This window comes from Pseudomonas sp. ASL8 (assembly GCF_056680355.1).
The window spans coordinates 2569070-2591938 of sequence record NZ_CM155278.1; the positions used below are offsets into that span (position 1 = coordinate 2569070).

Here is a 22869-nt window from a genome sequence, read left to right on the forward strand (position 1 = left end):
GTCATTCCTCTTTAAAGCTACTCATGTTTGCGCGGCCATCAGCGTCAAAAATGGAGGCGTAATTGCTTGATTCATGCAGTTTGTGTGGCGAGTGTGGGGTGCTTGGCTGTATAAGAAAAACCAATAATGCTCATCACTCATTAGAGAAAATGATGTTCGACTACAAATTGCTCTCTGCCTTGGCGGCCGTCGTCGAGCAGGCAGGTTTCGAGCGTGGCGCTCAGGTCCTGGGCCTGTCCCAATCAGCGGTATCGCAGCGGATCAAATTGCTCGAGGCGCGGGTCGGTCAACCCGTGTTGATCCGTGCCACCCCGCCGAGCCCGACAGAGATTGGCCGACGCTTGCTCAACCATGTGCAGCAGGTGCGCCTGCTTGAACGTGATCTGCAAAGCCAGGTGCCGGCGCTGGACGAAGAAGGCATGCCCGAACGCCTGCGTATTGCGCTTAACGCCGACAGCCTGGCGACATGGTGGGCAGCCGCAGTCGGCGATTTTTGCGCCGAGCAGCATCTATTGCTGGACCTGGTGGTCGAAGACCAGGACGTGGGTCTTAAGCGGATGCGTGCCGGCGAAGTGGCCGCCTGCGTGTGCGGCACCGAGCGGCCGGTGGCTGGCGCGCGCAGCGTGCTGCTGGGCGCCATGCGCTATCGTGCAGTGGCCAGTCCCGGCTTTATCGCCCGGCACTTTCCGCAGGGCGTGACCGCCGTGCAACTGGCGCGCTCACCCGCGCTGGTGTTTGGTCCCGATGACTTTCTTCAGCACCGTTACCTGGCATCGCTGGGCGTGGAGGGGGGCTTCGAGCATCATTTGTGTCCGTCGTCCGAAGGGTTTCTGCGCATGGCCGAGGCAGGGCTCGGTTGGGGGCTGGTGCCGCAGGAGCAGGTGCGCGATCAGATGCAACGCGGCCTGCTGGTGGAACTGTTGGCTGATCACCCCATCGATGTCCCGTTGTATTGGCATCATTGGCGCAATGGTGGTCAGTTGCTGACGCAGTTGACGGAGCACCTGACCCACCGGGCAGGCCAATGGCTAGTGCCGCTTAACATTCCGTGAGCGTCACCTGCTTCGAGCCACGCAATAAACAACACACGTAATGAACACACAGTTAACGGAGCGGTAAATGAAGATTCTGGTCACCGGTGCAAGCGGCTTCATCGGCGGACGCTTTGCGCGTTTCGCGTTAGAGCAGGGCTTTACCGTGCGGGTCAACGGCCGTCGTGCCGAGGGCGTCGAGCATCTGGTGCGCCGTGGTGCGGAATTCATTCAGGGTGATTTGTCCGATCCCGAACTGGTACAGCGGCTATGCCATGACGTCGAAGCAGTGGTGCATTGCGCCGGAGCCGTGGGGGTTTGGGGTCGTCGTCAGGACTTTCAGCAAGGCAACGTGCAAGTGACGGAAAACATCGTCGAAGGCTGCCTCAAGCAGCAGGTGCGGCGGTTGGTGCATCTGTCCTCACCGTCGATTTACTTCGACGGTCATTCGCATCTGGGGATCAAGGAAGAACAGGTGCCCAAGCGCTTCATCAATCACTACGCGGCGACCAAATACCTGGCAGAGCAAAAGGTCTTCGGTGCCGAGGAGTTCGGGCTGGAAGTCATCGCCCTGCGCCCGCGCTTTGTCACGGGCGCAGGCGATAACAGCATCTTCCCGCGGCTGTTGAACATGCAGCGCAAAAAGCGCCTGTCGATTGTCGGCAATGGCCTGAACAAGGTCGACTTCACCAGCATCCAGAACCTCAATGACGCACTGCTCAGCAGTCTGCTGGCGGCCGGTTCCGCCTTGGGCAAGGCCTACAACATCAGCAACGGCACGCCAGTTCCACTGTGGGATGTGGTGAACTATGTGATGCGTCAGATGGAACTGCCGCAAGTCACCCGCTACCGTTCCTATGCGCTGGCTTACAGCGCCGCCGCCCTGAACGAAGGCGCCTGCCTGTTGTGGCCTGGGCGCCCTGAACCGACATTGTCGCGGCTGGGCGTGCAGATGATGAGCAAGGATTTCACGTTGGACATCAGCCGGGCTCAGCATTATCTGGACTATCAGCCACGGGTCAGCCTGTGGACGGCACTGGACGAGTTTTGCGGCTGGTGGAAAGCGCAACAGTCGATTTGACGCAGGACCTCTTGGCCGGCGAGGCGAGTGGTTATACTGCAATCCTTTTCAGTCTTCAGCAGCTTCCAAAAGGTTTAACCATGCGTAACGACCCGCACGATGACTTCCATGATGTGCCGAACCTCAGTGCCAAAGACGACGATGACGATTTCGCACCGACTGCCGGTGCTCGTGATCGCACGACGGTGTATTCGCGCAGCACGCCTGTGGTGAGGGTCAAACGCGCCAATACCGGGCCTATCTGGGCGTTGGTCGGTGCATTGTTCATTGCCTTCGCTGGGCTGGCCTGGTGGAGTTTTCAGCAGGTTTCGTTGATGGAGCAGCAACTGGTTGCGACTCAGGAAAGCTTTGCGCGCATCAGCGAGGAAGCGGCAGGGCGGTTACAGGACATCTCCGGGAAAGTGGTGGCGACCCAGTCGGTCGCCAGCAATGGCAGCGAAGCGTTGAAACTGCAAATTCAGAAGCTGGAAAGCAAACTGGACGATCAGGACAAACAGCAAGAGGGCGTCGTCGGCCAACAAAGTGGCTTGGGCAAGCGCCTGGAACAGATGTCTGCGCAGACTGCCCAGTTGCAGACCGCTAATACTCAGCTACAAGAGCAAGTGAAAAGCCTGGGCACCGAACTGGCGGCATTGAAAGGTGCACAGCCTGACATGAAGGCCACGCAGTCTATTCAAGCTCAGCTTGATGCTCAGATGAAAAGCCTGAACGCTGATGTGGCAGCGCTGAAAAAGCAGGGCAATCCAAGTGTGGCCCTCGACCGTCTCGAGCAAGAGGTATTGGTGCTCAAAAGCGAGCAGGACAATCGTCCGGCTGCAGCGGCTCAAGGTGGCAGTACCGCTGAGTTTGATGCGTTCCGTGGGCAAGTCACGCGCAACATCAGCACCTTGCAGAGCCAGATTCAGAATCTGCAACAGCAGATTAACGCTCGTTAGTCAGCAGTGAACACATAAAGGCGCGCGCACGCATCGGTGTATCGATAAAACCGATGCGTAGCGTGGCCCGAAGTATTTACAGTGATTGGAATCAGGTCGGTTGTGTGTGGGGCTTTTCTGTTTATTGCGGTTTCTTGATAATGAGGGGCGGAGGGGCTTGTCTTTTGTTAGTTGTTTTGTAAGGTGTCGTTAGCGGCTGAGTTGCTCCTGGTCGAGGCGGGTTATAAAAATGGTTTATTCCCGTTAAATAAACACTTCTGCGATAACTAATTAATACCGGGTCATGCACGGTGTGCGTGTTCAGGTAAAGGACGATATTATGAATGGACCTGTTGATTCGAATAACCCGGCTATCGAAAACTATTTTAATGACCCTGAGGCGTTGGTCATGCCCGTTGCAGTGCCGCCAAAAGTCTCGAAGATTAAGCCTCCCGCCAGAAAAGATACTTCTGAAGGCCGCGCGTCGATCTCCAAGAATAAGCCCAAGGGCCCGCCAGCCAGGCCATCGGTTTCCCCGGACAAGCCAAAAGGTCCACCCGCCAGGCCTCCGATGGTCTCGGACAAGCCAAAAGCTCCGCCGGCCAAGCCTCAAGTGGATCAGGCGGGCTTGCCCACCCGAGAACTTCCGGAAAAACCGGCGGCCCGCAGTACCCTGGAAAGCGTCAGTACGGCCTTTGATATAGCCGCCAACGCGTTTTCGATCGCGTCCTCCATCAAAGACCTGTCCACCGGCCAACCCGTCCCCATCGCTAAGCTGGCGGACGGAACCGTGGTCAATAACGAAACGTCGACGGTTACACTTCCCGATGGGAAAGTCATTGATGACGCTAAAAAGACCGTGACTCATCCAGACGGAAGCAAACAATACGCAGATGGAACGACCGAATATCCGGATGGGTCAATCAAAGACCCCGCCGGTGATATCAAATACCCGGATGGAAGGTGGTATTACTCGGCAGACAAAGTGATGCGTCATGTCGACGGCACTTTTGAATATGATGATGGCACTGTCATCGACGCAGACGGTAAACCCGTCGGCAAGCGTGCGTAGGAAGCGCAGGAATAAAATTTTACTGTGCGGGCACTGTTTATAACGAGCGCTAGTTGTTTATCTAGTTCGTTAGACAAAAAAGCCCCGGCTCTCAGAGTCGGGGCTTTTTTAGTTTAACGTGAACGTCTTACATGCGTGGGTAATCGATATAACCTACCGGGCCCTTGCTGTAGAAAGTTTCCGGATGTGCGGGGTTCAACGGTGCATCGTGTTGCAGGCGCTCCGGCAGATCCGGGTTGGCGATGAAGGGCACGCCGAACGCAATTGCATCGGCTTTGCCACTGGCCAGCCAGGCGTTGGCGCTGTCTTTGGTGAAGCGTTCGTTGGCGATGTACTGGCCGCCGAAGGCTTTTTTCAGTTGTGGGCCAAGGCTGTCGCCGGCTTCTTTTTCACGGGAGCAGATAAACGCAATCCCGCGCTTGCCCAGTTCACGGGCTACGTAGGTGAAGGTTTCGGACAGGTTCTCGTCGCCCATGTCATGGGAGTCGGCGCGTGGCGCCAGGTGCACGCCGACACGGCCCGCGCCCCATACTTCGATGACCGCATCGGTCACTTCCAGCATCAGGCGTGCACGATTTTCCAGCGAGCCGCCGTATTCGTCGGTGCGGTGGTTGGTGCTGCTTTGCAGGAACTGGTCGAGCAGATAGCCGTTTGCACCGTGGACTTCGACACCGTCGAAACCGGCGGCCTTGGCGTTCTCTGCGCCCACGCGGTAAGCATCGACGATCTCGGCGATTTCAGCGGTTTCCAGGGCGCGTGGCACCGGGTAGTCGGACCGCGGACGAACCAGGCTGACGTGGCCCGCAGGGGCAATCGCGCTCGGAGCGACCGGCGTTTCGCCGTTGAGGTACGACGGATGGGAAATCCGGCCAACGTGCCACAGTTGCAGAACGATACGGCCGCCCGCAGCGTGCACGGCTTTGGTGATGTTGCTCCAGCCCCGTACCTGGTCGTTGGACCAAATGCCGGGCGTGTCAGGGTAGCCGACGCCCATTGGCGTGACCGAGGTCGCTTCGCTGATGATCAGGCCCGCCGAGGCGCGCTGAACGTAGTACTCAGCCATCAGTGCATTGGGGACGCGACCTTCATCGGCGCGGCAGCGGGTCAGCGGCGCCATGATGATGCGGTTCGGCAATTTCAGATCGCCCAGTGTGATCGGGTCAAAAATAGTGGTCATGGTGTAGAACCCTCTAAGGATCAGTTGGTAGCGGGTGCCAGGTCGGGGTTAACGCTCTGACGAAAAGTAATCAGGGTCACCAGCAGTGCGAGCACCGCCAGCGCTGCAGCGGCCACAGGCACGCTGGTCAAGCCGAAGCCGTGTGCGATCACGCTCCCACCCACCCAGGCGCCCAGGGCGTTGCCGACGTTAAAGGCGCCAATGTTCAGGGTCGAAATCAGGTTGGGCGCGGCCTTGCCGAAGGTCATCACGTTCACTTGCAGGGCGGGCACGGCGGCGAAGCTTGCGGTGGCCCAGAGGAACAGGGTTATTTCAGCTGGAATCAACGCAGTGCTGGTCCAGGTCAGTACGGTAGAGACCACCGCCATGACGGTGAACACGCCGATCAGGGTCAGCGACATGTTGCGGTCGGCCAGCTTGCCGCCAATCACATTGCCCAAGGTCAAACCCAGGCCGATCAGCAGCAGGGTCCAAGTCACACCGCTGGGTGATACCCCGGTGACGTCGCCGAGCAACGGAGCGATGTAGGTGAACAGGGTGAACACGGACGCGGCGAACAACACGGTCATGCTCAGTGATAGCCAGATTCCGGCGCCTGTGAGGGCGGCCAGTTCGGCACGCATGTCGAGTTTTTCCTCGTCATGTTTGGCCGGCAGGAAGCGCATCAAACCGATCAACGAGACCACACCGAGCACCGTCACCGCCCAGAAGGTCGAGCGCCAGCCAGCCAACTGACCCAGCGCGGTGCCCAGTGGCACACCCAACACGTTGGCCAGGGTCAAACCGGTGAACATCAAGGCGACGGCCGAAGCGCGGCGATTGGGCGCGACCAGGTTTGCAGCCACTACCGAGCCGATACCAAAAAATGCACCGTGACACAGGGCGGTGACGATCCGGGCGAACATCAGCACGTTGTAGTCGCTGGCGAGGGCGCAGAGCAGGTTGCCAATGATGAAAATCACCATCAGCGAAACCAGCGCGGCCTTACGCGGCAGCTTGGCGGTGACCAGGGCCATGAACGGTGCGCCGATGGCCACGCCCAGGGCGTAACCGGTCACCAGCCAGCCAGCGCCAGGGATCGAGACACCGAGGTCAGCCGCGACATCGGGCAACAGCCCCATGATCACGAATTCCGTGGTGCCAATAGCGAAGGCGCTCAAGGCCAGCATCAGTAGCGAAAGAGGCACGAAGCGTCTCCTGAAAAGTGGGAAGAAATCAGAGCTGCTTGTTCATTTCTTGCAGGAACGCCTGGATGGCGTCTTCGTTGCGTTTGAAAAAGTGCCATTGACCGACCTTTTTGTTGGTGATCAGACCGGCACGTTGCAGGACCGCCAAGTGCGCAGAAACGGTGGACTGGGAGAGGCCGGCACGTTGGTCGATCTGTCCGGCGCAAACGCCGTTGTCCAGCGAGTGATCCTGATTGGGAAAGCAGGCGTGAGGGTCTTTGAGCCACGCGAGTATTTCGCGGCGAACAGGGTGGGCAAGCGCTTTTATTATTTCGTCGAGGTCGATAGGCATGTCGTTCTCAAATCCGTGTATAGCGGTATATCGCGATGTGGCGAACTTTATATCTATATTTCGCGATATACAAATATGAAGGGGTGCTAAGCATCGCATAAAACGCTATATCGGGTTATATCGATATAGGCCTCGGTGCGGAATAGGCGTACGCTGAGCTCATGAATTATCTCGCACACCTCCACTTGGGCGGTCAGCGCTCGGCGCAATTGCTCGGCAGTCTGTACGGCGATTTCGTCAAAGGACCGCTGCCGGGGCGTTTTACCCCCGAACTCGAAGCGGCGATCCAGCTGCATCGCCGCATTGATTCGTTCACCGATACGCACCCGCTGATCAAGCAATCCATCGCCCGCTTCCCGCTGGAGCGACGGCGTTTTGCTGGCATTGTGCTGGATGTGTTTTTCGATCATTGCCTGGCGCGGGACTGGGCGGTGTATGCCGAACAACCGCTGGATGCATTCACCTCCAGGGTTTATAGGGTGCTGGCCGCCGAACCGGCGTTACCGGAGCGTCTGGCCTTGATCGCGCCGCGCATGGCGGCTCAGGATTGGCTGGGTTCTTATCGGGAGTTCGAGGTGCTGGAGCAGGTGCTGAGCGGGATTTCCCGACGCTTGTCGCGACCGCAGGGATTGGCCGGCGCCATGCATGAATTGCAGGCGCTGTATCAGCCATTGAGTGCGGATTTCGCGACGTTCTACCCGCTGTTGCAGGATTTTGCTCAGGCGGCTTTGGCCGAGCGCAATTCCCTTGGTTGAGCGACCTCGCCAAACAGGGCCAGGTGCACGGCTTGCTGAGCCTGAAACGCCAGCGATGCGCGTTCCTGATGTTGGCTGGCAATCGGCGGGAGCAACTGGATATGCACATCGCCCTGCTCGTTGGCGAACAAGCGGCGCAGGTGTGAAAGCAGGTCGTCGTCGCCGATGAACGGCGCGATAGGGTCAGGCTTGCCGTCACGCAGATAACGAATGGCAACCGGTTGCAACGGTACGCCTGCATCGATTGCGCTGGACAGCAGGCGACCGTGGAAGGTACGCAGGCTGCGGCCGTCGGTGGTGGTGCCCTCGGGGAAAATCATCAGCGCATCATTTTCTTGCAAGTGCCGGGTCATTTGTCGCTGGATCAATCGGCTATCGCCCGAACCTCGACGAATAAACAAGGTGCCCGCTTTCAACGCCAGCCAACCGGCTACCGGCCAGGTCCGCACTTCAGCTTTGGACAGAAAGGACAGAGGGGCGAGCATCCCCAGTAAAGGGATATCGGTCCACGACACATGATTGCTGACCCACAGCATCGGCTCACGCGGCAGCTCGCCGCTGACGGTCACGCGAAAGGGCAGGGCGCCACTCAGGTGGGTCATGAACCAACTGGCCCAGCGTTGCCGACGCGCCATGGAGTTGCCGATGCGCAAGCGTTCAAGCACACCGAACGCGCCGGCAATCGTCAAGCCCAGCGCAATGACCCACAGCACCCGTGCGACACGGGCATAGCCGCGTAGCCGGCTCATCACACGGCCGCCTTGAAGTGGCGGGCGTAACGGGGGCACAGCTCGTCGCGTTTGAGCAGAATGAAAACGTCGGCCACCTGGAAGTCTTCATCCCAGCACGGCTCGCCGCAGATCTTCGCCCCTAGCCGCATGTAGGCCTTGAGCAGTGGCGGCATTTCACAGATGACGTTGTTGGGCAGGTCAAAGACCGGCAGCGGATTTTTCGGCTCGGCGCGCAGGTGTTCAGTGCTTAGATAGCGTTCGCGCAAGCGTTGCATGATCGCGTGAGCCTGGATGCCGCCGTCTTGCATCGGAATGCTGGCGCAGCCCATCAGGTAGCTGTAGCCGCCTTCATTGAGGATTTCCGCCAGCTCACTCCACAACACCGCGATGGTGCCACCGTTGCGGTACGCCGGATCGACGCAGGTACGCCCCAGCTCCAGGATCGGGCCTTGCAGATGACCGAGGCCGTGCAGGCTGAATTCCTCTTCGCTGTAAAAACGTCCCAGGGTGTTGGCGGCTTTATGGTCGAGCAAACGGGTAGTCGCCACCAGACGGCCCGTGGCGAGGTCGCGTACGCCGATGTGCGAGCAGTGCACATCGTAGTCATCCCTATCCAGGCCAAGTTCGGCGCCTTTGAGCTTGGCGTTGAACTCGCCACTGAACACGCTGAAGCGTAAAGACTGGGCTTCATGCAGTGCCTGTGCGCCAATCAGGCGTTCGGCCTGAAGGCGGCGTTCGGCACCTGTGTCACGACTGCGGGCGATCTGGGTCATGGGTCGTCTCCGTAAGCCAGCCATGGGTTTGCGGCCGGTCGACTGTGTGGTACGGAGTTAGGCTAGGGAGAGCCGATGTCACCACCATTAAGCTTTGGTGATGCTTGTATGACAGGGCCGCCGGAGGGTCATCGCTGCCTGGCAGATTGCCGTCGCGGTCCTCTCTGGTTTGTCACGAATCGCTGCTAGGGTTATAGAGACTTCGCAAGAGATCACGCCATGAATCTTCGGCTTTTTTCGCGTCTGTGCCAGGCCGTGGTGTTTGGCCTCTGCGCCCATTCGGCGTTGGCGCAAAACTGGCCTGGCGAACAATGGTCAAGCGCACCGGCGGTACAGAGCCCCGCAGTGCGAGCGTTGGAGGATTACGCTTTCCCTGCACGTGATGACACCACCCGCAAAGGCATTCGCACCGATGCGCTGTTGGTGATCCGCGACGGGCAACTGGTTTACGAGCGCTATGCGGCCGCGACCACGGCCAACACCGCGCATTTGACCTGGTCAGTCAGCAAAAGCGTGATGGCCAGCGTACTCGGTGTCGCGTTTGGTGAAGGGCGTTTCCAGCTGGGCGATTCAGTGAGCACATTCTATCCCCCGTTCAAGGCCCATCCGGACATCCGTGTGCAGGATTTACTGCATTGGGCTTCGGGTCTGGACTGGCAGGAAGACTACGAATACGCGCCGCTCAATTCGTCAGTGGTGGCGATGCTTTATACCCGAGGGCACGGCGACATGGCCCGGTTCACCGCCGGGCATGGCGTGGCCAGCGCGCCGGGAGCTGTCTACCGTTATTCCAGCGGTGACAGCAACGTATTGTCTGCAGCCTTGAGAGGCATGGTCGGTGACAAGGCCTACCCGGACTACCCCTGGACCGCGCTGTTCGAGCCGCTGGGCATTCGCAGCGCGGTGTGGGAAACCGATGGCAGCGGCATCTTCGTCGGCTCGTCTTATGCCTACATGAGCGCACGGGATCTGGCGCGCATCGGCCTGCTGATGCAGCGCGGCGGTCGCTGGCAGGATAAGCAGTTACTGCCCAAGGCCTGGATCGATTTCAGCCTGACGCCATTCGCTCACAATCAGTCTGTGTCAGAAAATGAAGTGCCGGGCGGACAGTGGTGGTTGAATCGCCTGCCCGATGGCGGGTCCGACACCTCAATAAGGCCTTGGCCCGATGCCCCTCCGGATGCCTTCGCCGCGCTCGGGCATTGGGGGCAGGCCTTGTATGTAGTGCCCAGCGCCAATCTGGTGATCGTGCGTTACGCCGATGACCGTGATGAGCGTTACAACGACGATCAACTGCTCAAGCGGGCACTGGCTGCATTTGCCGGGGAGGGTGGCCAGTGAACAGTCACCGCTGGTTTATCCTGCGCCGGCCGTTCAGCAGCCTGCTGTTGCTGGTGGCCCTGATGATCACCGTGCTGGCTTGGCAGAACCGCGTTGCATTGTGGGTTTTCCCCAGCATCATCAGCGCCTATACGGCCAAGGAATATTGTTCGTGCCGATACGTGATGGACAACCCTTCTGACTATTGCGCAGCCTACGTAAAGCAATACTTGCCCAGCAGCCTGCTTGATGACGTTGCGCATAAGCGCGTGATCGCCAGTGGTTTGGGCCGTAGCAGCAGCGCGGCGTGGCAGAACCCGCGTCAGGGCTGTCAGCTGGATCCATGACTGGCTGAGGCGTTGTCCGCCGCCGCTTAGCGTTTGCCAGCTCCCTGACAGCCGGTTAAGGTTGGCGCCAAATGCGCACCTGGAGCTTGCATGCACACGATGACCCGCCTGGCCCTCCTTGGCGTGCAGGCCCTGCTCGGGCTCCTGGCCTTGCCGGCCCACGCCAGTTGGTATCTGGATAACGAGTCATCGCGACTGTCGTTTATTTCTACCAAAAATGCTGACACGTCTGAAGTGCACCGCTTCCTCACCTTGCACGGTAAGGTCGATCTGAAAGGCATGGCCGAACTTCAGGTCGAACTCGACTCCGTTAGCAGTGGTATTCCCCTGCGCGACGAACGCATGCGTGATCAGCTGTTTGAGGTTAAACAGTTTCCTTCGGCGCAGATTGCCGCGCAGCTCGACCTGCAGCCGATCAACGACCTGGCGCCCGGTGCTCAACTGGAACTGCGCCTGCCGCTGACCGTCACCCTGCACGGCGCCTCCCACCGCTACAGTGCCGAACTGCTCGCCACCCGGCTCGATGATCGACGTTTTCAGGTGGTCACCCTGGAGCCTTTAGTGGTAAATGCCGAGGATTTCGATCTGGTGCCTGGCCTGAGCGCGTTGCGTAAGGTCGCCGGGTTGTCGGCAATCAGCTTGTCGGTACCGGTGGGTGCGGTGCTGATTTTCACGGCGCGCTGACATGAGTCGAGCGATCTTTGCCTGGCGCAGCAGCAATAAATTCAGTTTGCTGGTCGACGGTCCGGCGTTTTTCCCGCGCATGATCGAGGCTATCGAACAGGCGCAACATCAGGTTGAACTGGAACTTTATCTGGTCGAAGCCGGGGCCTGTGCCGATGCGGTGGTTCAAGCGCTGGTCCACGCGGCGTCACGCGGGGTTGCTGTGCGCTGCCTGTTCGACGACTACGGCGCCCAGGCATTCACCCTGGACCTGCGCAATCGCTTGATCGAAGCCGGTGTTGTGCTGCGTTTTTACAATCCGGTGCATTGGCGCCGTGGTTTTCATAACCTCTACCGCGATCACCGCAAGTTGCTGTTGGTGGACAAGCGTCTGGCGGTGGTGGGGGGGACGGGCGTGACCGATGAATTCTGGTTGCCGGAGCAGAACACCTGCCTATGGCATGAAGTGATGGTGGAAATCACGGGGCCGATGGTTGCTGACTGGCAAGCGCTGTTCGACCGACAATTTCACGCTAATCATCGCCCGTTCGCATGGCGGCCGACGCTTCGCTTCGGGTTGCCGCACTTGCCCACGGTGCCAGCCGCCAGTCAGGGGTTGGGCCGCGTGGCTTACGCCGACGCCCGCCAGCACCGCGACATTCTGCAATCGCTGGTGCGTGCGATAAATAGCGGCAAGCGCCGAATCTGGCTGGCAACCCCGTATTTTCTGCCGACCTGGAAAGTCCGTCGATCCCTGCGTAGAGCCGCTATGCGGGGTGTCGATGTGCGCCTGCTGCTGACCGGTCCGCGTACCGATCATCCGTCGGTGCGTTATGCAGGCCATCGCTATTACCCTCGATTGCTCAAGGCGGGCGTGCAGATATTTGAATACCAGCCGTGCTTTTTGCATTTGAAGATGGTCTTGATCGACGACTGGGTCAGTATCGGTTCGTGCAACTTCGATCACTGGAACCTGCGCTTCAACCTGGAAGCCAATCTCGAAGCCCTCGACCCCGACCTGACACTCGCAGTCGCTGCCAGTTTCGAACACGACTTTGCGCTCAGCTCACAGGTCAGTCTCGAAGCCTGGGAGGCTCGGCCATTCTGGCGTCGGGTCAAGCAGCGTGTCTGGGGCTGGATTGACCGTTTGGTTGTCAATGTCCTCGACCGACGTGACTGAGCCTTCCCGCAGCTTTTCATCGTCGTAGTAGTTGCCTATTACCTGCATCGTCCCTATCGGCCGTAGCTTGACTACGCTTATTGCCCAAGCCCCACATCCAAGGAGAGCTTCAAATGGCCGCTAAAAAAATTCTCATGCTGGTTGGCGATTACGTCGAAGACTACGAAGTGATGGTGCCGTTCCAGGCGCTGCAGATGGTCGGGCACACCGTCCACGCGGTCTGTCCGGGCAAAACCAATGGCCAATCCGTGCGTACGGCGATTCACGATTTTGAAGGCGATCAAACCTACAGCGAAAAACCCGGGCACAACTTTGCCCTTAACTTCGATTTTGACCAGGTCAAGGTTGAGGACTACGACGCGCTGCTGGTGCCAGGTGGTCGTGCGCCGGAGTACCTGCGTTTGAACGAAACCGTGCTGGAGTGGGTACGTGCGTTCGACAAGGCCGATAAACCCATCGCGGCGGTCTGTCATGGCGCGCAACTGCTCGCCGCAGCGGGTATCCTCGAAGGCCGCCAATGCAGTGCGTATCCTGCGTGCGCGCCAGAAGTGCGTCTGGCCGGTGGCGAGTTCATCGACATCGCGGTTACCGCTGCGCACACCGAAGGTAATCTGGTCACCGCGCCAGCCTGGCCTGCGCATCCGAGCTGGTTGAATGGCTTCCTGAAACTGCTCGGAACCGAAATCATTCTGTAAGGAGGGCGTATGTGCGAGCTGTATGTCAAAGCTGATCCGATTCTCTACGAGTCGCGCTCACGGTCGCTGCGCATTTGCGGCGTGGTGACGACGCTACGCCTGGAAAATCAGTTCTGGGACATCCTCGCCGAGATCGCTCAGCTCGACGGCATGACCACCAATCAACTGATTGGCAAACTGTATGAAGAGGTCATGGACTATCGCGGTGAGGTGGTCAATTTTGCCTCGTTCCTGCGAGTCAGTTGCACGCGGTATTTGAGTCAACGCCGTGTGGTGGCGCCTGAGTTGAGCGTGGTGCGCTCCGCCGCCAAGTAATGCGCAAGGCATAAAAAAACCCACCAGGCGGTGGGTTTTTTATGCGATTGGCGTATTTGATGCGACGCTTTTACTGAACTTCTACCGCCAGACTTTCACTGATTTTTTTCTGCCAGATAGCCGGCCCAGTGATGTGTACCGATTCGCCTTTGCTATCAACTGCAACGGTGACCGGCATGTCTTTGACGTCGAACTCGTAGATCGCTTCCATGCCCATTTCGGGGAAGGCCACGACACGGGATTTCTTGATCGCCTGGGCAACCAGATAAGCCGCGCCGCCGACAGCCATCAAATACACGGCTTTGTAGTCCTTGATCGCTTCGATGGCAGTCGGGCCACGTTCGGATTTACCGATCATGCCCAGCAGGCCGGTCTGGTCGAGGATCTGGCGGGTGAATTTATCCATCCGCGTTGCGGTCGTCGGGCCAGCAGGGCCAACCACTTCGTCACGCACCGGGTCGACCGGGCCAACGTAGTAGATGAAGCGACCCTTGAGGTCGAAAGGCAGGGTTTCACCTTTGTTCAGCATCTCGACCATGCGTTTGTGCGCGGCGTCGCGACCGGTGAGCATCTTGCCGCTGAGCAGGATGGTTTCGCCGGTTTTCCAGCTCAGCACGTCTTCCGGTTTCAGGGTGTCGAGGTTGACGCGGCGCGCGGACGGGCCAGCTTCCCAGACGATTTCCGGGTAGGCGTCCAGCGGTGGCGCTTCCAGCGAGGCCGGGCCACTGCCATCGAGCACGAAGTGCGCGTGACGGGTCGCCGCACAGTTAGGAATCATGCACACCGGCAACGAAGCCGCGTGGGTCGGGTAGTCCATGATCTTCACGTCGAGCACGGTGGTCAGACCGCCAAGGCCCTGAGCACCGATGCCCAGTTGGTTGACCTTCTCGAACAGCTCCAGACGGATCTCTTCGATACGGTTGGACGGGCCGCGCAGTTTCAGCTCGTGAATGTCGATGGACTCCATCAGCACTTGCTTGGCCATCACTGCAGCTTTCTCGGCGGTGCCGCCGATACCAATGCCGAGCATGCCAGGAGGGCACCAGCCAGCGCCCATGGTCGGTACGGTTTTCAGCACCCAGTCGACGATCGAATCGGACGGGTTGAGCATCGCCATCTTCGACTTGTTTTCCGAGCCGCCGCCTTTGGCTGCCACGTCCACTTCCACGGTGTTACCCGGGACGATGGAGTAGTGGATGACTGCCGGGGTGTTGTCCTTGGTGTTTTTACGAGCGCCAGCCGGGTCGGCCAGGATCGAAGCCCGCAGGACGTTTTCCGGCAGGTTGTAAGCGCGACGCACGCCTTCGTTGATCATGTCGTCCAGGCTCATGGTGGCACCGTCCCAGCGCACGTCCATGCCCACACGAACGAATACGGTCACGATGCCGGTGTCCTGGCAGATCGGCCGATGGCCGGTCGCGCACATGCGCGAGTTGATCAGGATCTGGGCGATGGCGTCACGGGCCGCAGGCGACTCTTCGCGAAGGTAGGCCTCATGCATGGCCTGAATAAAGTCTACGGGGTGGTAGTAAGAAATGAACTGTAAGGCGTCGGCGACGCTCTGTATCAGGTCGTCTTGCTTGATCACGGTCATGTGGCACGCTCCTCTGCTAGGACGGGAACATTCGATTAGCTGTTTCCAACAGTACCGCCGTGCTCTGCTGAAAAACATCTTTAAGTAAGCGCGCCGACTCACAACGCCGACGCAAAAAAGGCGCCGCAGTATAGCGTGGGGTTGGCCCGGGCACATCCGCTTGCGTGCAAACGAAGGTCGGGCAAAGGGTGGGCACTGTTTTTGCGTGGCTAGAAAAACGTTGCCGTAATGGGGGACGAGAATTGAATAGTCATTTTTGAGTAGTCGCACTAAAGTAGCAAATGGCCTCTATGCTGGACCTTGTCCGCTCGACGGTTTTAATAGTCCGAATTCTTGATTCATGCGCTGCAAGGCGTCGCAGGCCGGCAGGGGTAGCGGCAGCGAGCACCGGGTGTCCAGGCAGAACGCTGACTAATGGAATTAGCCACATAGGCCGTTTGTGCCAGTTCGGGAAGGAGTCCCTTTGAGCACGGTGAGTCAACGAGTGACCCCTAAAGCCATACAGCATTTGTTGCTGAAACGATTTGCTTTGGCTGCCAGCACGTATGCGCTGGTGCTGGCACTCGTCTGGGTGGCGATTTTTACTGACTATTATCAGGCTCCCCTGCGCACGGCGGTCATTGGCAGCTGTCTGGTGGTGCTTTGCCAGTTGCTGTTGCTTGGGATGTTCCTCGGCGGCTTCAACCTGCGTTTCAAAGACCCGAGCCTGACCGAGCTTCAAGTGTTGTTGGCGCTGGGGTGGCAAACGTACCTGCTGGCCCATCTCGATAGCGCCCGGGGCACATTCCTGGTCATGTATGTGCTGATCATGCTGTTTGGCCTGTTCCATCTGACGCCCAAGGTGTTTGTGCGCTGCGTGGCGTTCGTGTTCTTGTGCTTCGCCGGATTGAATCTGTGGGAAGCCTTCCAGTTGAAACTGGCAGATCCAGGCTTGGCCGCGTTACAAGTCTTCGCGCTGTTCATCGTATTGCTTTGGCTATGTCTGTACGCTCGTTATGTCCAGGCCTCACGGCAGCGCATGCGTCAGCGCCGCTTTGCGCTTCAGGCGCATCAGGACACCTTGCGCGGAATGATGCGTCAGCTTGAAGATCTGGTGGCGACTGACGAACTGACCGGCTTATATAATCGTCGACACTTTCTGCGCATGGCGTCCCGGGAACTGGGAACCATGGACAACAGTTATTCTCACGGTTTGGCGCTGATCGACCTGGATCACTTCAAACGCATCAACGATGTCCACGGCCATGCCGCCGGTGATCAGGTATTGCAGGCTTTCGCCGCTGTTGCCACTGCCTGTCTGCGCGTGGGCGACGTATTGGCTCGCTACGGCGGGGAGGAATTCGTGCTGTTGTTACCGCATTGCACCGCTGCACACCTGACCGGTTGTTGCGAGCGGCTGCGCGAAGCGTTTACCCATGTCGAGCTGGTCGGCCTGGACGTGACTGAATTGAGCCTGTCAGTGGGGATGACCTTGCTGGAAGTGGGCGACGATCTTGACGAAGCCTTGCAGCGTGCCGATCAGGCGCTGTATCGCGCGAAGCGCGGCGGGCGAAATCGTTGCGCCGCAGCGTGGGAAAACGCCGATGCCTGACATCCGTGTCGGTGACCGGCAATGGCCGGTCGCGGCAGCGAGCAATCTGCTCGATGCCCTGAATAACGCCGGGATCGCCGTGCCCTACAGCTGTCGGGCGGGCAGTTGCCATGCCTGTCTGGTTCGTTGCCTGCAAGGCGAACCCGCAGATGCTCAGCCAGAGGCGCTGGACGCCGACAAGCGTCAGCAGGGCTGGCGACTGGCCTGTCAGTGTCGGGTCGTCGAAGACCTGACCGTGGAAGTCTTCGACCCCAGCCGCGATGGCTTGCCGGCCAAGGTTGCCAGTTGCGACTGGCTAAGCCCGACGGTATTGCGTTTGCGTCTGACACCCGAGCGTCCATTTCGCTACCGCGCCGGGCAACATCTGGTGTTGTGGACCGCCAACGGCATCGCTCGCCCGTACTCGCTGGCAAGCTTGCCGGAAGAAGATCGCTTCCTTGAATTTCATCTTGATTGCCGTCACCCCGGCGCCTTCAGTGATGCCGCACGACAGTTGAAAGCGGGCGACCCGATGCGCCTGGGCGAACTGCGCGGTGGCGCTCTGCACTATGATCCGGACTGGTCCAGTCGCCCGCTATTGCTCCTGGCGGCTGGCACGGGTCTTGGTCCGCTGTGGGGCGTGTTGCGCGAGGCGCTGCGTCAGGAGCATCAGGCGACCATTCGCGTGATCCATGTGGCCCACGACGCCAGCGAGCATTACTTATCCACAGCCCTGGCTGAACGGGCGGCGGCTTATCCACACCTGCAGATCCAATTACTCACCGTAGCCGAGCTTCCGGCCGCGTTGGCGGAACTGCGGCTTGTTTCCCGACAGACCATCGCCTTGCTTTGCGGGCACCCTGCCAGTGTCGAGATTTTCGCCAAGCGCCTCTATCTTGCGGGCTTGCCGCGCAGTCAACTGTTGGCCGATGTGTTTCTCAGTCGCGGTTGAGCGCTGATCTCCCGATACAACGCGCCAAGCCACTCTCGAAGATGCCCGTTCAGACACGGGATATATTCAAGGCGCAAAAAAGGCCCCGCAGTTCAACGTGAACTGCGGGGCCTTTTGATACTGCCTGAATAGCCTTAAACCATTGGATCGCCGACGTGCAGAATCTTCATGCCGTTGGTACCGCCAATGGTGTGATAGCTATCACCCTTGGTCAGGATTACCCAATCGCCTTGCTTGACGAGGCCACGTTTGACCAACTCATCCACTGCCGCCTGGCTGACCTGACCCGGTGGCAGAACCGACGGGTCGAACGGTACGGTATAGACGCCACGGAACATCGCGGCGCGTGCCTGGGTTTCGCGGTGCGGAGAGAACGCGTAGATCGGCACGGAAGAACGAATCCGCGACATGATCAACGGCGTGTAACCACTTTCGGTCAAGGCGATGATCGCCTTCACACCGGGGAAGTGGTTGGCGGTGTACATGGCCGCCAGCGCAATGCTTTCGTCGCAACGTTCGAATTTCTTGCCGATGCGGTGGCTGGATGTTTTGCTGGTCGGGTGCTTTTCAGCGCCGACGCAAATCCGTGCCATGGCCTGGACTGCTTCGATCGGGTACGCGCCCGCAGCACTTTCTGCCGAGAGCATCACTGCGTCGGTGTAGTCGAGCACGGCGTTGGCGATGTCGGACACTTCAGCGCGAGTCGGCATCGGGTTCTGGATCATCGACTCCATCATCTGCGTAGCCACGATCACTGCCTTGTTGTGGCGGCGTGCGTGCAGGATGATTTTTTTCTGGATGCCGACCAGTTCCGCGTCACCGATTTCCACACCCAGGTCGCCACGGGCAACCATGACGGCGTCACTGGCGCGAATCAGCGCATCAAGGGTTTCGTCGTCTGCGACCGCTTCTGCGCGTTCGATCTTCGCCACCAGCCAGGCAGTGCCGCCAGCTTCGTCGCGCAGTTTGCGAGCGTATTCCATGTCGGCGGCATCGCGTGGGAACGAAACGGCCAGATAATCCAGCTCCATTTCTGCTGCCAGCTTGATGTCGACCTTGTCTTTCTCAGTCAGGGCTGGCGCCGTCAGGCCACCGCCGCGACGGTTGATGCCTTTGTGGTCGGACAGCGGACCACCGATCAACACCGTGCAATGCAAGGCATCGGCGGTGGCGGTATCAACGCGCATGACGACACGTCCGTCGTCGAGCAGCAGCTCGTCGCCTACGCCGCAGTCTTTGACCAAATCCGGGTAGTCGATGCCGACGACGTCCTGGGTGCCTTCAGTCAGTGGATGAACGGTAGAGAAGGTGAATTGATCACCGATCTTGAGGTCGATCCGCTTGTTGGCGAATTTGGCGATACGAATTTTCGGGCCTTGCAGGTCACCGAGCAGTGCGACGAAGCGCCCGTGCTTGGCGGCAATCTCGCGGACCAGGCGGGCGCGAGCTTTGTGCTCGTCCGGCGTGCCGTGGGAGAAGTTCAGACGAGCGACGTCCAGACCTGCCAGGATCAGTTGTTCGAGAACTTCCGGCGAGTTGCTGGCAGGGCCAAGGGTAGCGACGATTTTGGTACGACGAACGGTCATTTACAGACTCCTTTGCTGAGGCGCAGCGAGAGGCTACTACTGTCCAGTCCTGTAGTCATTGTTCCTTTGCACTACCTCGGCCCGTCTTTTATGGGCAAAAAACACCCTGAAGAAATCCCTGGTCGGGTCGATACATTGCAGAGCACAGGAGAGACTCATGCGAATTTTGATCGTTTTAGCCTTGATGGCCAGTGTCGGCGGCTGCACGCGTTGGTCGATGGACCAGCATTTGAACAGCGCTTACCGCTCGTATGCCGAGGGTAATTGCGACAGCGTGATGCTCGAATTGTCCCAGGTCGAGCGTGAAAGCCGTTCGCGTCGATACATCCAGCCGGAGGTGTCGATGCTGCGTGGGCAATGCCTGGAGCGCCAAAACCTGTTCGTCGATGCGGCGCAGACCTACCAGTTCATCATTACCCAGTACCCCTCCAGCGAGTATGCGTTTCGAGCGCACGCACGTCTTGATACCCTGCAGCAACTCGGCCACTACCGTCGCGGTGAGCCGGCACAGCCGAGCCCTGCCTCACTTTAATTACACCCGATTGGATGGGCGGTCATATTTGGGAGTGCTCATACGGCTGTGTTGAGCTAGTCTCTAGGTGCAGGGAGTAAAAATACGTAAAAATAGTCGCACACGTGGCCATGGACCGGCGTACATCACGCAAAAATCGCTCTATTCCGAGGCTCTGCTTAAAGGGCTCAGGTTGTGGAAGTGTTTGATGGCGTGCAGGTATCAAGGGAGAATTTGCCTCGGCAGCGATTATCGCCACGCCCCCGCGAACTCGAAAAGCACTAGCGCAACCATGCTTAATGGTTCATTCATAGCGACCGTCAAACATGCTTATCGAACGACGAATCGAACGTCATCAACTGCCTTATTTTTTGCAGGTTTTTAATCGATATACCGATAAACCGCTGGGGTGTCTCGGCAATGTGTCACAAGACGGTTTGATGTTGATCAGCGATCTGCCGATTCTGGTAGGCGCGGATTTTGAGCTGCGTTTGAAGATACCGGATGAAAATGGCGAACAGAGAACCATCGATATCGATGGTCGTTGCCTCTGGTGTCACGAAGACGAAACGCCAAGGAACTACGATTCAGGGTTCATGCTGCAGGCTTCACCCATCGAGTACGCACAGTTGATTCGTGCGTTGCAGCGTTACTTCAGCTTTCATTCTCTGGAAGCCCCGGTCTGAGCACTGGGTCTGTTTGGCGCGGGCACTGCATTCAACTTGCCTTGACTCAAAGTGTGCCGGCCTTTTTCCAGCTTAGATAACGGCTGACCAATTGCGCCCCGAGTTCTCCGGGGCGCGCATCCAGTACTGGCACACCGTGGGCGATCAAACGTTCGTGCAGAGTTGCGCGTGCGTTGAAGAAATCAATGGTGCCGCAGTAGGCGAGGGCGTCCTGCCAGGTTTGCACGGGTGTCTGACGCAGGCTGTCCAGCACTTCCTCACGTAAACTGGCGACCAATACCCGATGCTGGCGGCTCAGCTGTTTGACCGCGCCGAGCAATTGCTCATCGTCTTCATCCCGCAGGTTGGTGACCAGCACCACCAGTGCGCGGCGTTTCTGCCGGGCGAGCAATTGGCGCACGGCGACGCCGTAGTCGGCGGGACGTTGCGTGCTCTTCAAGTCATAGACACTATTGAGCAGCACATTCAGCTGTCCCGAGCCTTTGACCGGTGCCAGGTAGTGGTCCTTTTCGCCAGCAAAGGTGGTAATCCCCACCGCATCGCCCTGGCGCAGCGCGACGTAACTGAGCAGGAGGCAGGCATTGAGCGCATGGTCGAAGTGCGCCAGATCTCCATCCTGACTGCGCATGCGTCGGCCGCAATCGAGCATGAATACGATCTGCTGATCACGTTCATCCTGATATTCGCGGGCGATGGGTGTGCGTTGGCGTGCGGTAGCTTTCCAGTCGATCTGGCGCAGGCTGTCGCCTTCGCGAAATTCGCGCAGTTGATGAAACTCCAGTCCCAGGCCGCGACGCTGACGCTGGCGCACGCCCAGTTGGCTGATCCAGTTATCCACCGCGATTAGCTGGCCGCCATACACACGAGCAAAGTCGGGGTAAACGCGGGTGGCATCGACCAGCGGCAGATAGCGGCGCGTGGTCCATAAACGCAAGGTGCTGGGCAGGCTGATTTCGCAGCGTTCGAAGCCGAAATGGCCGCGACTCAGCGGGCGCAGACGGTAGCCAAGCTGGCTATGTTCACCGGGGCGCAGGGTGATGTTTTGCGGCAGGTTTTCAACGGTCAGGCCCTCGGGCGCATGATCGAACACGCTCAGTGTCAGCGGCTGGCTGAAATCGTGCTCGACCGTGATGCGCACTTCGCTCCAGCGTCCCAGCGCCAGACTGCCCGGCAGTTGACGTTGCAGGCGCGGCGAGGGTTGGCGCGTGAGCCGCCAGGCATCAAGCAGGCTGAGCAGTATCAGCGCCATCAACAACCCCCAACCTACCGCCGAAAGTTTCGCGGGAAGGTCGATGCCCAACGCGTCCAAAGTGCCAAGGACCACCGCCAGGCCCATCAGTGCGCCGAGCCAGCCGAGCAATAAGCGAGAGGGCTTTAGCGCCTGCTTCATAGACGTGGCGCCGGAACCTGATCGAGCAGTTGTTTGAGCACTTGATCCACCGACAGCCCTTCGATGTCCAGCTCGGGCGAGAGCCTGACCCGATGGCGCAATACCGCAAGCGCGCAGCCTTTGATGTCGTCCGGGATCACGAACTCGCCACCGCGCAGCAGGGCCCGTGCCCGTGCCCCGCGAACCAGTGCTATCGACGCCCGTGGCCCTGCACCCAAGGTCAGGCCCGGCCAGCTACGGGTTGCGCGCGCCAGGCGCACGGCGTAATCGAGTACCTGTTCGTCCAGCGGCAACTCACTGGCAATGCGTTGCAGGGCCAGCACGTCCTTGGCTTGCAGGACGGTGCGCAGCGGCTGTACATCGAGCATGTCGGCTTTGGTCGAGCGCGTGACCTGACGGACCATGCTCAGTTCTTCGGCGGAGTCCGGGTAGTCCATGCGCAACTTGAGCATGAAGCGGTCGAGTTCAGCTTCGGGCAGAGGATAAGTACCTTCCTGCTCGATAGGGTTTTGCGTGGCCAGCACCATGAACGGTTGTGCGATCGGCAGGGCGCGCCCCTCCAGGGTGACCTGTCGTTCCTGCATGGCTTCGAGCAGCGCGGCCTGGGTCTTCGCCGGAGCACGGTTGATTTCATCGGCCAGCAGCAGGTTGGTGAACAGCGGACCTTTGCGCAGTTTGAACTGTTCGGTCTGGAGGTCGTACACCGCGTGGCCGGTGACATCGCTGGGCATCAGGTCGGGGGTGAACTGAATCCTGGCGAAGTCCCCGGCGAAGCAGCGGGCGAGGGCGCGGACCAGTAACGTTTTGCCCAGCCCCGGAACACCCTCGATCAACACGTGGCCGCCAGCGATCAGCGCAGTCAGCACATCGTCGATCACCGTATTCTGGCCGATCACGACTTTTTGCAGCTCCTGGCGCAGGGTCTGAGCCAGATGGCTGGCACGTTGGCGTTGCTGGGCCTGGTTGCCGGGCGCTGCCGTTGTCTCGGCGCTGCTTTGCGGGTCCATC

At 59.2% G+C, this 22869-nt stretch carries 24 protein-coding genes; 15 read left to right on the forward strand and 9 right to left on the reverse strand.

Translation table 11 applies throughout. The annotated features are described in order from the left end of the window. Positions 1-152 precede the first annotated feature (152 nt). The 4 genes from AC1MEA_RS11750 (at position 153) to AC1MEA_RS11765 (ending at position 4098) form a co-directional block, all read left to right on the forward strand. Positions 153-1052 (forward strand): LysR family transcriptional regulator ArgP, encoded by a 900-nt coding sequence (locus AC1MEA_RS11750; RefSeq protein ID WP_449635000.1) that lies wholly within the window; start codon positions 153-155, stop codon positions 1050-1052. Between the two features lie 67 nt (positions 1053-1119). Continuing rightward, the gene (locus AC1MEA_RS11755) at positions 1120-2112 is read left to right on the forward strand and encodes an NAD-dependent epimerase/dehydratase family protein (protein ID WP_449634999.1); all 993 of its coding nucleotides are present in this window, start codon (positions 1120-1122) and stop codon (positions 2110-2112) included. An 80-nt stretch (positions 2113-2192) separates the two neighbouring features. Further along, entirely contained in the window at positions 2193-3047 is an 855-nt protein-coding gene (locus AC1MEA_RS11760; protein WP_480917909.1) for an ATPase, read from the forward strand. 319 nt (positions 3048-3366) lie between these two features. Then, positions 3367-4098 carry a hypothetical protein gene (locus AC1MEA_RS11765; RefSeq protein ID WP_480917911.1) on the forward strand — a complete coding sequence of 244 codons (732 nt, stop codon included), beginning with the start codon at positions 3367-3369 and terminating at the stop codon, positions 4096-4098. Positions 4099-4225: 127 nt separating this feature from the next. Here AC1MEA_RS11765 and AC1MEA_RS11770 read toward each other — a convergent pair whose 3' ends face one another. The 3 genes from AC1MEA_RS11770 to AC1MEA_RS11780 are packed head-to-tail and all read right to left on the reverse strand — an operon-like array spanning position 4226 to position 6793. Further along, positions 4226-5275 (reverse strand): alkene reductase, encoded by a 1050-nt coding sequence (locus tag AC1MEA_RS11770; protein WP_480917913.1) that lies wholly within the window; start codon positions 5273-5275, stop codon positions 4226-4228. Positions 5276-5295: 20 nt separating this feature from the next. Then, complete coding sequence (locus AC1MEA_RS11775; protein ID WP_219062210.1) at positions 5296-6462, reverse strand: MFS transporter; 1167 nt, start codon at positions 6460-6462, stop codon at positions 5296-5298. 28 nt (positions 6463-6490) lie between these two features. Next, positions 6491-6793, reverse strand: coding sequence for an ArsR/SmtB family transcription factor (locus AC1MEA_RS11780; protein WP_449634996.1), 303 nt, complete (start codon positions 6791-6793; stop codon positions 6491-6493). A 161-nt stretch (positions 6794-6954) separates the two neighbouring features. Here AC1MEA_RS11780 and AC1MEA_RS11785 point away from each other — a divergent pair, with 161 nt between their 5' ends. After that, positions 6955-7548 carry an acyl carrier protein phosphodiesterase gene (locus tag AC1MEA_RS11785; protein WP_219062208.1) on the forward strand — a complete coding sequence of 198 codons (594 nt, stop codon included), beginning with the start codon at positions 6955-6957 and terminating at the stop codon, positions 7546-7548. Here AC1MEA_RS11785 and AC1MEA_RS11790 read toward each other — a convergent pair. After that, entirely contained in the window at positions 7512-8297 is a 786-nt protein-coding gene (locus tag AC1MEA_RS11790) for a lysophospholipid acyltransferase family protein (RefSeq protein WP_480917916.1), read from the reverse strand. The two genes, AC1MEA_RS11785 and AC1MEA_RS11790, sit on opposite strands and share 37 nt — an antisense overlap. After that, positions 8297-9052, reverse strand: a complete 756-nt coding sequence (gene olsB, locus AC1MEA_RS11795; RefSeq protein ID WP_480917918.1) for an L-ornithine N(alpha)-acyltransferase — start codon at positions 9050-9052, stop codon at positions 8297-8299. The genes AC1MEA_RS11790 and olsB overlap by 1 nt, the downstream gene beginning before the upstream one ends. 219 nt (positions 9053-9271) lie before the next feature. Between olsB and AC1MEA_RS11800 the strand changes: the two genes are divergently transcribed. The 6 genes from AC1MEA_RS11800 (at position 9272) to AC1MEA_RS11825 (ending at position 13572) form a co-directional block, all read left to right on the forward strand. Then, a complete protein-coding gene (locus AC1MEA_RS11800; protein WP_480917920.1) occupies positions 9272-10393 on the forward strand; it encodes a serine hydrolase domain-containing protein in 1122 nt (373 codons plus the stop codon). After that, positions 10390-10719: an amidase gene (locus AC1MEA_RS11805; RefSeq protein ID WP_480917921.1), complete on the forward strand. Its 330-nt coding sequence runs from the start codon at positions 10390-10392 to the stop codon at positions 10717-10719. The genes AC1MEA_RS11800 and AC1MEA_RS11805 overlap by 4 nt, the downstream gene beginning before the upstream one ends. 90 nt (positions 10720-10809) lie before the next feature. Continuing rightward, positions 10810-11403, forward strand: coding sequence for a YceI family protein (locus AC1MEA_RS11810; RefSeq protein ID WP_480917923.1), 594 nt, complete (start codon positions 10810-10812; stop codon positions 11401-11403). 1 nt (position 11404) lies between these two features. After that, a complete protein-coding gene (locus AC1MEA_RS11815; protein WP_480917925.1) occupies positions 11405-12562 on the forward strand; it encodes a phospholipase D-like domain-containing protein in 1158 nt (385 codons plus the stop codon). 113 nt (positions 12563-12675) lie between these two features. Continuing rightward, positions 12676-13257 carry a DJ-1/PfpI family protein gene (locus AC1MEA_RS11820; protein WP_219062201.1) on the forward strand — a complete coding sequence of 194 codons (582 nt, stop codon included), beginning with the start codon at positions 12676-12678 and terminating at the stop codon, positions 13255-13257. 9 nt (positions 13258-13266) lie between these two features. After that, on the forward strand, positions 13267-13572 hold the full coding sequence (locus AC1MEA_RS11825; protein ID WP_219062200.1) for a ribbon-helix-helix domain-containing protein: 306 nt from the start codon (positions 13267-13269) through the stop codon (positions 13570-13572). Between the two features lie 70 nt (positions 13573-13642). On the opposite strand, the gene AC1MEA_RS11830 is transcribed toward AC1MEA_RS11825, so the two are convergent. Then, the gene (locus AC1MEA_RS11830; protein ID WP_219062199.1) at positions 13643-15166 is read right to left on the reverse strand and encodes a fumarate hydratase; all 1524 of its coding nucleotides are present in this window, start codon (positions 15164-15166) and stop codon (positions 13643-13645) included. A 484-nt stretch (positions 15167-15650) separates the two neighbouring features. Here AC1MEA_RS11830 and AC1MEA_RS11835 point away from each other — a divergent pair, with 484 nt between their 5' ends. Together AC1MEA_RS11835 and AC1MEA_RS11840 are read left to right on the forward strand one after the other, a co-directional pair. Continuing rightward, positions 15651-16757 (forward strand): GGDEF domain-containing protein, encoded by a 1107-nt coding sequence (locus AC1MEA_RS11835; RefSeq protein ID WP_480918132.1) that lies wholly within the window; start codon positions 15651-15653, stop codon positions 16755-16757. Next, complete coding sequence (locus tag AC1MEA_RS11840; protein ID WP_480917928.1) at positions 16750-17688, forward strand: iron-sulfur-binding ferredoxin reductase; 939 nt, start codon at positions 16750-16752, stop codon at positions 17686-17688. Before AC1MEA_RS11835 ends, AC1MEA_RS11840 begins: the two co-directional genes overlap by 8 nt. A gap of 134 nt (positions 17689-17822) precedes the next feature. Here AC1MEA_RS11840 and pyk read toward each other — a convergent pair whose 3' ends face one another. Further along, entirely contained in the window at positions 17823-19274 is a 1452-nt protein-coding gene (pyk, locus tag AC1MEA_RS11845; RefSeq protein ID WP_219062197.1) for a pyruvate kinase, read from the reverse strand. A gap of 157 nt (positions 19275-19431) precedes the next feature. On the opposite strand from pyk, the gene AC1MEA_RS11850 reads away from it, so the two are divergent. Both AC1MEA_RS11850 and AC1MEA_RS11855 read left to right on the forward strand, forming a co-directional pair. After that, on the forward strand, positions 19432-19806 hold the full coding sequence (locus AC1MEA_RS11850; RefSeq protein WP_480917929.1) for a tetratricopeptide repeat protein: 375 nt from the start codon (positions 19432-19434) through the stop codon (positions 19804-19806). Between the two features lie 305 nt (positions 19807-20111). Continuing rightward, entirely contained in the window at positions 20112-20471 is a 360-nt protein-coding gene (locus tag AC1MEA_RS11855; RefSeq protein ID WP_219062195.1) for a PilZ domain-containing protein, read from the forward strand. Between the two features lie 46 nt (positions 20472-20517). Here AC1MEA_RS11855 and AC1MEA_RS11860 read toward each other — a convergent pair whose 3' ends face one another. Next, on the reverse strand, positions 20518-21861 hold the full coding sequence (locus AC1MEA_RS11860) for a DUF58 domain-containing protein (RefSeq protein ID WP_480917932.1): 1344 nt from the start codon (positions 21859-21861) through the stop codon (positions 20518-20520). After that, positions 21858-22868: an AAA family ATPase gene (locus AC1MEA_RS11865; RefSeq protein WP_480918133.1), complete on the reverse strand. Its 1011-nt coding sequence runs from the start codon at positions 22866-22868 to the stop codon at positions 21858-21860. Before AC1MEA_RS11865 ends, AC1MEA_RS11860 begins: the two co-directional genes overlap by 4 nt. Position 22869 lies beyond the last annotated feature (1 nt).

Bases quoted from the DNA above. Each gene is read 5' to 3' on its own strand.
- AC1MEA_RS11750 (WP_449635000.1), top strand. From the start codon at position 153: ATGTTCGACTACAAATTGCTCTCTGCCTTGGCGGCCGTCGTCGAGCAG.
- AC1MEA_RS11755 (WP_449634999.1), top strand. From the start codon at position 1,120: ATGAAGATTCTGGTCACCGGTGCAAGCGGCTTCATCGGCGGACGCTTT.
- AC1MEA_RS11760 (WP_480917909.1), top strand. From the start codon at position 2,193: ATGCGTAACGACCCGCACGATGACTTCCATGATGTGCCGAACCTCAGT.
- AC1MEA_RS11765 (WP_480917911.1), top strand. From the start codon at position 3,367: ATGAATGGACCTGTTGATTCGAATAACCCGGCTATCGAAAACTATTTT.
- AC1MEA_RS11770 (WP_480917913.1), bottom strand. From the start codon at position 5,275: ATGACCACTATTTTTGACCCGATCACACTGGGCGATCTGAAATTGCCG.
- AC1MEA_RS11780 (WP_449634996.1), bottom strand. From the start codon at position 6,793: ATGCCTATCGACCTCGACGAAATAATAAAAGCGCTTGCCCACCCTGTT.
- AC1MEA_RS11785 (WP_219062208.1), top strand. From the start codon at position 6,955: ATGAATTATCTCGCACACCTCCACTTGGGCGGTCAGCGCTCGGCGCAA.
- AC1MEA_RS11790 (WP_480917916.1), bottom strand. From the start codon at position 8,297: ATGAGCCGGCTACGCGGCTATGCCCGTGTCGCACGGGTGCTGTGGGTC.
- olsB (WP_480917918.1), bottom strand. From the start codon at position 9,052: ATGACCCAGATCGCCCGCAGTCGTGACACAGGTGCCGAACGCCGCCTT.
- AC1MEA_RS11800 (WP_480917920.1), top strand. From the start codon at position 9,272: ATGAATCTTCGGCTTTTTTCGCGTCTGTGCCAGGCCGTGGTGTTTGGC.
- AC1MEA_RS11810 (WP_480917923.1), top strand. From the start codon at position 10,810: ATGCACACGATGACCCGCCTGGCCCTCCTTGGCGTGCAGGCCCTGCTC.
- AC1MEA_RS11815 (WP_480917925.1), top strand. From the start codon at position 11,405: ATGAGTCGAGCGATCTTTGCCTGGCGCAGCAGCAATAAATTCAGTTTG.
- AC1MEA_RS11820 (WP_219062201.1), top strand. From the start codon at position 12,676: ATGGCCGCTAAAAAAATTCTCATGCTGGTTGGCGATTACGTCGAAGAC.
- AC1MEA_RS11825 (WP_219062200.1), top strand. From the start codon at position 13,267: ATGTGCGAGCTGTATGTCAAAGCTGATCCGATTCTCTACGAGTCGCGC.
- AC1MEA_RS11830 (WP_219062199.1), bottom strand. From the start codon at position 15,166: ATGACCGTGATCAAGCAAGACGACCTGATACAGAGCGTCGCCGACGCC.
- AC1MEA_RS11840 (WP_480917928.1), top strand. From the start codon at position 16,750: ATGCCTGACATCCGTGTCGGTGACCGGCAATGGCCGGTCGCGGCAGCG.
- pyk (WP_219062197.1), bottom strand. From the start codon at position 19,274: ATGACCGTTCGTCGTACCAAAATCGTCGCTACCCTTGGCCCTGCCAGC.
- AC1MEA_RS11850 (WP_480917929.1), top strand. From the start codon at position 19,432: ATGCGAATTTTGATCGTTTTAGCCTTGATGGCCAGTGTCGGCGGCTGC.
- AC1MEA_RS11855 (WP_219062195.1), top strand. From the start codon at position 20,112: ATGCTTATCGAACGACGAATCGAACGTCATCAACTGCCTTATTTTTTG.
- AC1MEA_RS11860 (WP_480917932.1), bottom strand. From the start codon at position 21,861: ATGAAGCAGGCGCTAAAGCCCTCTCGCTTATTGCTCGGCTGGCTCGGC.
- AC1MEA_RS11865 (WP_480918133.1), bottom strand. From the start codon at position 22,868: ATGGACCCGCAAAGCAGCGCCGAGACAACGGCAGCGCCCGGCAACCAG.